The sequence below is a fragment of the Mycobacterium sp. 1482292.6 genome, assembly GCF_001672995.1.
Taxonomy (GTDB): domain Bacteria; phylum Actinomycetota; class Actinomycetes; order Mycobacteriales; family Mycobacteriaceae; genus Mycobacterium; species Mycobacterium europaeum_A.
Genome location: NZ_LZKV01000231.1, coordinates 1 through 7642, shown reverse-complemented (window position 1 = coordinate 7642; position 7642 = coordinate 1). Strand labels below are relative to the sequence as shown.

Annotated in this window: 1 protein-coding gene; it reads left to right on the top strand. The window is 65.3% G+C overall.

Annotated elements, in window-relative coordinates:
* A partial coding sequence (locus A5624_RS23320; protein WP_232002314.1) for a non-ribosomal peptide synthetase occupies nt 1-7642 on the top strand: 7642 nt, incomplete at both ends.

Here is a 7642-nt window from a genome sequence, read left to right as displayed (position 1 = left end):
TCGTGGTCCTCGACGCCATGCCGCTAACGGTCAACGGCAAACTCGACACCCGCGCGCTACCCGCACCCGAATACAGCGCTGCTGATTATCAGCCTCCCCGCACTCCCCTCGAAGAAATCCTGGCCAACATCTATGCGCAGGTCCTGGGCGTGCAGCGGGTCGGGATCAACGACTCCTTCTTCGACCTCGGCGGCGACAGCATTTTGTCGATGCGGGTGGTGGCGCATGCCCGCGCCGCTGGTGTTCTGTGTCGGCCTCGGGACGTGTTCGTCGAGCAGACGGTGGCCGGTCTGGCCAAGGTGGCTGCTTTCGCCGGTGCCGCGCCGGATGTTGTCGACGAAGGCGTCGGGCCGGTCGCGCCGACGCCGATCATGCACTGGTTGCACGACATAACGGGGCCAACCGATCAGTTCAACCAAGCGCTGGTCGTGCAGGCTCCGGCGGGAGTCGGCGACGCCGATGTCTCGGCGGTGTTGCAGGCGCTGGTAGATCGACACGCCATGTTGCGGCTGAAGACTCTGGACAACGAGGCCGGTCAATGGTCGCTCGTCGTCCTCGAGCCGGGTGCGGTGGATGTGTGCGACTGTCTGCGCTCGGTCGATGCATTGTCCGATGAGGCACTGGTGGCGGCGCGCTCGCGGTTGAACCCCGCTGCCGGGGCGATGCTGAGTGCGCTGTGGGTACCCGATACCGGACAGTTGGCGTTGCTCATCCATCACCTGGCGGTGGACGGGGTGTCGTGGCGAATTCTGTTGGAAGACCTCAACATCGCGTGGGCTCAACGCCACAACGGTGAACCCGTTTCCCTGCTGGTCGGGGGCACATCGTTCGCCAGCTGGTCGTCGCTGTTGGAAGAGTATGCCCGCAGCCCTACCGTGTTGGGCTTGGTCGACACGTGGGGCCAGGCTTTGGTGGTTGAGCCTGCATTGCCACCGGCGCAACCGGACATCGACACCTACGTCACTGCTGGGCGTTTGTCGCTGGCATTGGATGCGGGCACGACGCGGCAACTGCTCAGCGTGGTTCCGGCGGCGTTTCACGCCGGGGTGCAGGACATTCTGTTGATCGCATTCGCCTTGGCGTGCAATGAGTTCCTCGGTGCCGCGGGGGCGCCGACCGGCATCGATGTCGAGGGCCACGGCCGTCACGAGGAACTGGCCGACAATATCGACCTATCGCGGACGGTGGGGTGGTTCACCACCAAGTACCCGGTGACGTTAGCGACCCGTGAGCTGTCCTGGAAACAGGTCTGCGCCGGTGATGCAGCGCTGGGGACGGTGATCAAGGATGCCAAGGAACAGCTGCGCGCGATGCCGGAAGGGTTGACCTACGGCTTGTTGCGGTATTTGAGTCCCGACGCGGATCTCCGCGGGCCCGAACCGGTGATCGGGTTCAACTATTTAGGGCGTCTCGGCGCGGGTGTGGGCGACTTATCCGACGATCTGTGGCGCGTCAGCCCGCAGAGTTTGTTGGCCACGAATGTGGGATCGGCAGTGCCGATTCCGCTGGCGCACACCGTGGAGCTCAATGCCGGCACCATGGATACCGAGACGGGCCCGATTCTGCAAGCCGAGTGGACGTGGGCGTCATCGGTCCTGAGTCATGCGCAGGTCGCCCGCCTGAGCCGGCTCTGGTTCGACGCCTTGTCCGGTATCTGCACCCATGTCCGCGAGGGCGGGGGAGGACTGACGCCCTCCGACATCGTCCCGGCTCGGCTGAGCCAACAACAGATCGACGAGATGCAACAGCAATACCGGATCGCTGACGTGCTACCGCTGACGCCCTTGCAGCAGGGCCTTATGTTTCACGCCACCCTCGCCCACGGCTCGGACAACGACGTCTACGCGGTCCAGCTGGACATCACCCTCGTCGGGCTTCTCGACCGATTCAGGCTGCGCGATGCGGTGCACACGAGCATCAGCCGCCACCCCAACTTGGTGGCGCGATTCTGTGACCGTTTCGAACAGCCCGTACAGATCATCCCGGCCGACCCGGTAATCCCTTGGCAATACCTCGAACTCGATGTCGACGAGCAGATCGACGCGTTGTGCGCTGCCGAGCGGGCCGCAGTGTGCAATCTGGCCGAACACCCGCCCTTCCGGGCTGCGCTCATCGCTGTTGCGCACGACCGGCACCGGTTGGTGCTGACCAACCATCACATTGTGGTGGACGGTTGGTCACTGTCAATGCTGGCGCAAGAGATTCTCGCCAGTTACGACGGACACCGGTTACCGGAGCCCACGCCCTACCGCAGGTTCGTGACCTGGCTGGCTGGCCGCGACCTCGCTACCGCACGCGTGTCCTGGGGCGAGGTATTGGCCGGTCTCGACGCCGCCACCGTCCTCGGCTCTGCGGGCCGGCTAGGGCTCGGGCGACGAGGCTGCAGATCTTTCGCGATGCCAGCGGCGACCACGGTAGCCATTCACCACCTGGCGCGTTCGCAACACACCACCGTCAACACGGTGCTGCAGGCCGCGTGGGCGGGATTGCTGATCGAAATGACCGGCCAGCACGACGTGGTCTTCGGCACCACCGTGTCGGGAAGATCAACCGACCTGGCCGGGGCGGAATCGATGATCGGCCTACTGATCAACACGGTGCCGGTCCGCGCGAATGTCACCTCGACGACCACCGTCGCGGGCTTGCTGAATCAATTGCAGAACGCTCACAACAACACTCTCGAGCACCAGCACTTGGCGCTCGGCGAGATCCAGCGTCTCACCGGCCACGACCAACTCTTCGACACTCTGTTCGTCTACGAGAACTATCCGATCGACATGGCCGCGCTGTCCGGCACCCAGGATTTGGTTGTAACCGACTTCGCTGCAACCGAATACAACCACTACACGCTGACGGTACAGGCCACACCCGGCCCTGAAATTCGCCTGCGCATCGAATACGACACCAACGCGTTTGACGACGCAGCCATCGACGTCTTGGGCGACCGATTCCGACGACTGCTAGTCTGCATGGCCGCCGACCCCGAGCAACGGCTGTCATCAATGGCTGTGCTCGATTCCGGCGAGCGCGACTTGCTCGACGAGTGGGGCAACCGCTCGGTGCTGACCGCGCCGACGACGAGGCCGACGTCCATTCCAGAGGCGTTCGCCGCCCAGGCGGCCCGGACACCGCACGCGGTGGCCGTGACCTTCGACGGCCGCAGCAGGACCTATCGGGAGCTCGACGAAGCATCGAACCGGTTGGCGCATCTGCTGATTGGGCACGGCGCGGCCCCTGGTGGACGGGTGGGCGTGGCTTTACCGCGTTGCGGTGAGGCGATCGTCGCGATCTTAGCCGCGCTCAAGGCCGGGGCCGCCTACGTGCCGATCGACCCGATAGTGCCACCGGCGCGCATCGAGTTCACCCTCACTGACGCCGCACCATCGGCGGTGATCACCAGCGCGAGTCTGCGTCCACGACTCGGCGGATTCGCCGGGCCCGTCATCGAGATCGATGACCCCGCGATCGACACCCAACCCACGACGGCGCCGGGCGCGCCGGCGCCGGAGAACATCGCGTATTTCATCTATACCTCCGGCACCACCGGCACGCCCAAAGGCGTTGCCATCGCCCACCATAACGTGACATGGCTGGCCAGGGCCCTCGACCAGAGCCTGCCACCAGGGCAGGTGTGGACCCAGAGTCATTCCACTGCCTTCGACTATTCGGTCTGGGAAATCTTCGGGGCACTGCTGCAGGGCCGGCGCCTGGTGGTAATACCCGAGTCGTTCGCCACTTCCCCCGAGGACTTGCGCGCGCTGCTGATCGCCGAAAAGGTCAGCGTGTTGACCAGCACCCCGTCCGTTGTGGCCGCGCTTTCGCCCGAGGGGTTGGAGGCCACGACGGTGGTGGTGGCCGGTGAAGCCTGCACCACCGAAGTAGTGGATCGGTGGGCAGCGTCCGGGCGGCTGATGATCGATGCCTACGGCCCAACCGAGCTCACCGTATGCGCGTCGATCAGTGCTCCGCTCACACCGGGGACGGGGTTGGTCCCCATTGGTGTGCCGATACCCGGGGCGGCGGTGTTTGTGTTGGATGGCTGGTTGCGTCCGGTGCCGGTGGGGGTGGTTGGTGAGTTGTATGTGGCCGGTGCTGGTGTGGGGGTGGGGTATTGGCGGCGTGCGTCGTTGACGGGGTCGCGGTTTGTGGCGTGTCCGTTCGGGGGGCCGGGTGCGCGGATGTATCGCACCGGGGATTTGGTGTGCTGGACACCCGATGGGCAGTTGCGCTATGTGGGCCGCGCGGATGAGCAGGTCAAGATTCGCGGCTACCGCATTGAGCTGGGGGAGGTGCGTAGCGCGTTAGCCGGTGTGGCGGGGGTGGAGCAGGCGGTCGTCGTCGCCCGTGAGGATCCACCCGGTGATAAGCGGCTGATCGGATACGTCACTGAATCATCAGTGGGTGCTGTGGATCCCGGCAGTGCTCGTGCTCGGCTGGGTGAGCTGTTGCCGGCCTATATGGTGCCGGCTGCGATCGTGGTCCTCGACGCCATGCCGCTAACGGTCAACGGCAAACTCGACACCCGCGCGCTACCCGCACCCGAATACAGCGCTGCTGAATATCAGCCTCCCCGCACTCCCCTCGAAGAAATCCTCGCCCACATCTACGCCCACGTCCTGGGCGTGCAGCGGGTCGGGATCAACGACTCCTTCTTCGACCTCGGCGGGGATTCGTTGGCGGTGATGCGTCTGGTCGCCGCGGTCAACGCGAACTTGGGCGCCGACCTTTCGGTGCGGACGGTGTTCGAGGCGCCGACGATAGCCCGCTTGGCGCCACGTATCGAAGGAGTCCAGGGTGGGCGCGAGCCGTTGGTAGCCGCCGCGCGGCCTGCGGTTGTTCCGTTGTCGTTTGCGCAGTCGCGGTTGTGGTTCATCGACCAGTTGCAGGGGCCGTCGCCGGTCTACAACATGCCGGTGGTGCTGCGACTGCAAGGCGATTTGAAGGCCGAGGCGTTGGGGGCGGCCCTGGCTGATGTGGTGGCCCGCCACGAAACCCTGCGCACGCTGATCACCGCGCCCGAAGGAGCGCCTCGACAATTGATTGTCCCGATCGCTCAAGCCGAATTCGGCTGGGAGATCGTTGATGCCAGCGGCTGGCCCGCGAGTCAGCTGGACGAGACCATCGGCGCCATTACCCGGCACCCGTTCGATCTGGCGCGGGAGATTCCGGTGCGGGCGCGGCTTTTCCGGGTGGGTGAGGATGAGCATGTGCTGGCAGGGGTGGTCCATCACATCGCTGCTGATGGGATGTCGGTTGGGCCGCTGGTGCATGACTTGGGGATGGCCTATGCCAGCCGGTGCCAGGGGCGTGCCCCCGAGTGGGCGCCGTTGCCGGTGCAGTATGCCGATTACACCCTGTGGCAACGCGCCCGGTTAGGGGATCTCGACGACGAGAACAGTCGGCTGGGCGCCCAGTTGGCGTACTGGCAGGATGCTTTGGCTGGGATGGCTGAGCGGTTGGCGCTTCCGGTCGACCGGCCTTACCCGGTGGTGGCTGATCACCGCGGTGCCACGGTGGAGCTGGATTGGCCGGCCGAGTTGCAGCAGCAGGTGGCGGTGGTGGCCCGGGAGCACAACGCGACGACGTTCATGGTGGTGCAGGCCGCGTTGGCGGTGGTGCTGTCGAAGTTGAGTGCGAGTTCTAATGTGGCGGTGGGTTTCCCGATCGCCGGACGGCAAGACCCTGCTCTGGAGGGGTTGATCGGGTTTTTCGTCAATACCTTGGTGCTGCGGGTCGATCTGGCCGGGGATCCCACGGTCGCCGAGCTCCTGGCCCAGGTGCGCCGGCGCAGTCTGGAGGCCTATGAGCACCAGGACGTGCCCTTCGAACTGCTCGTCGACCGACTCAACCCCACCCGATCACTGACCCATCACCCCCTGATCCAAGTGCTGTTGGCCTGGCAACACCGCGCCGGTCTTCCCGGTGGTCCTGCGGTCGGGTCATTCGGCGAACTGCAGGCCATGCCATTGCCGGTCGATACCCGCACCGCTCGCATGGACCTGATGTTCACCCTGGCCGAGCGTTTCACCGAGCGTGGGGAGCCCGCGGGGATCGGCGGCGCGGTGGAGTTCCGCATCGATGTGTTCGACGCGGCGACCATCGAGACTTTGATCGATCGGTTCCAGGTGGTGTTGATGGCCATGGTCGCCGACGCCGGGAACCGGTTGTCCTCGATCGATGTGCTCGATGAGGGTGAGCGCACCTGGCTGGATGGGTGGGGTAATCGCCGGGTGTTGAGCGCGCCGGGTACCGGGGCGGTGTCGATTCCCGAGTTGTTCGCGGTTCAGGTGGCCCGCATGCCGGGGGCGGTGGCGGTGAGTTTCGAGGGCCGCGAGCTGACTTATCGGGAGCTTGATGAGGTTTCGAATCGGTTGGCGCATGGGCTGGTTGACCGCGGGGTAGGCCCAGGCGGGTTGGTGGGGTTGTTGTGTTCGCGGTCGGCTGAGGCGATCGTCGCGATGTTGGCGGTGCTTAAGGCGGGGGCGGCGTATGTTCCGATCGACCCGGCGGTGCCGGCGGCGCGCATGGAGTTCTTGTTGGCTGATGCCGCGCCGGTGGTGGTGTTGACGACGGGGGGACTGGGCGAGCGGCTGGACGGGTTCGAGGTGGTGGTGATCGACCTTGGTGAGCTGGCTGTCGGTGCTGGGCCCGTGAGTGCGCTGCCCGTGCCAGATCCGGGTGATGTCGCGTATCTGATCTATACCTCGGGTACTACTGGTGTTCCCAAAGGTGTTGCGGTGACCCATCACAACGTTACTGAGCTGATGGCGTCATTGGCTGCTCGAGTGCCGGTTGGTGCGGGTCAGGTGTGGTCGCAGTGGCATTCCTACAGCTTTGACATTTCGGGCTGGGAGATTTGGGGCGCGTTGCTCAATGGCAGCCGGTTGGTGGTGATTCCCGATGCGGTGGTGGGTTCCCCGGATGAGTTGCACGCGTTGGTGATAGCCGAGCGAGTCAGTGTGCTCAGTCAAACCCCGTCCGCCTTGAGCGTGTTGTCTCCGCGGGGTTTGGAGTCGGTGACCGTGCTGGTCGGCGGTGAGGCCTGCCCGGCCGAGGTGGTGGGTCAGTGGGCGGCGGCTGGGCGGGTGCTGATCAATCAGTACGGTCCGACCGAGACCACGATGTGGGTGGCGATGAGTGCGCCGTTGGCCCCGGGTGCGGCTGTGGTGCCCATCGGGTCACCGGTGCCCGGGGCGGCGCTGTTTGTGCTGGACCAGTGGTTGCATCCGGTGCCGGTGGGGGTGGTTGGTGAGTTGTATGTGGCCGGTGCTGGTGTGGGGGTGGGGTATTGGCGGCGTGCGTCGTTGACGGGGTCGCGGTTTGTGGCGTGTCCGTTCGGGGGGCCGGGTGCGCGGATGTATCGCACCGGGGATTTGGTGTGCTGGACACCCGATGGGCAGTTGCGCTATGTGGGCCGCGCGGATGAGCAGGTCAAGATTCGCGGCTACCGCATTGAGCTGGGGGAGGTGCGTAGCGCGTTAGCCGGTGTGGCGGGGGTGGAGCAGGCGGTCGTCGTCGCCCGTGAGGATCCACCCGGTGATAAGCGGCTGATCGGATACGTCACTGAATCATCAGTGGGTGCTGTGGATCCCGGCAGTGCTCGTGCTCGGCTGGGTGAGCTGTTGCCGGCCTATATGGTGCC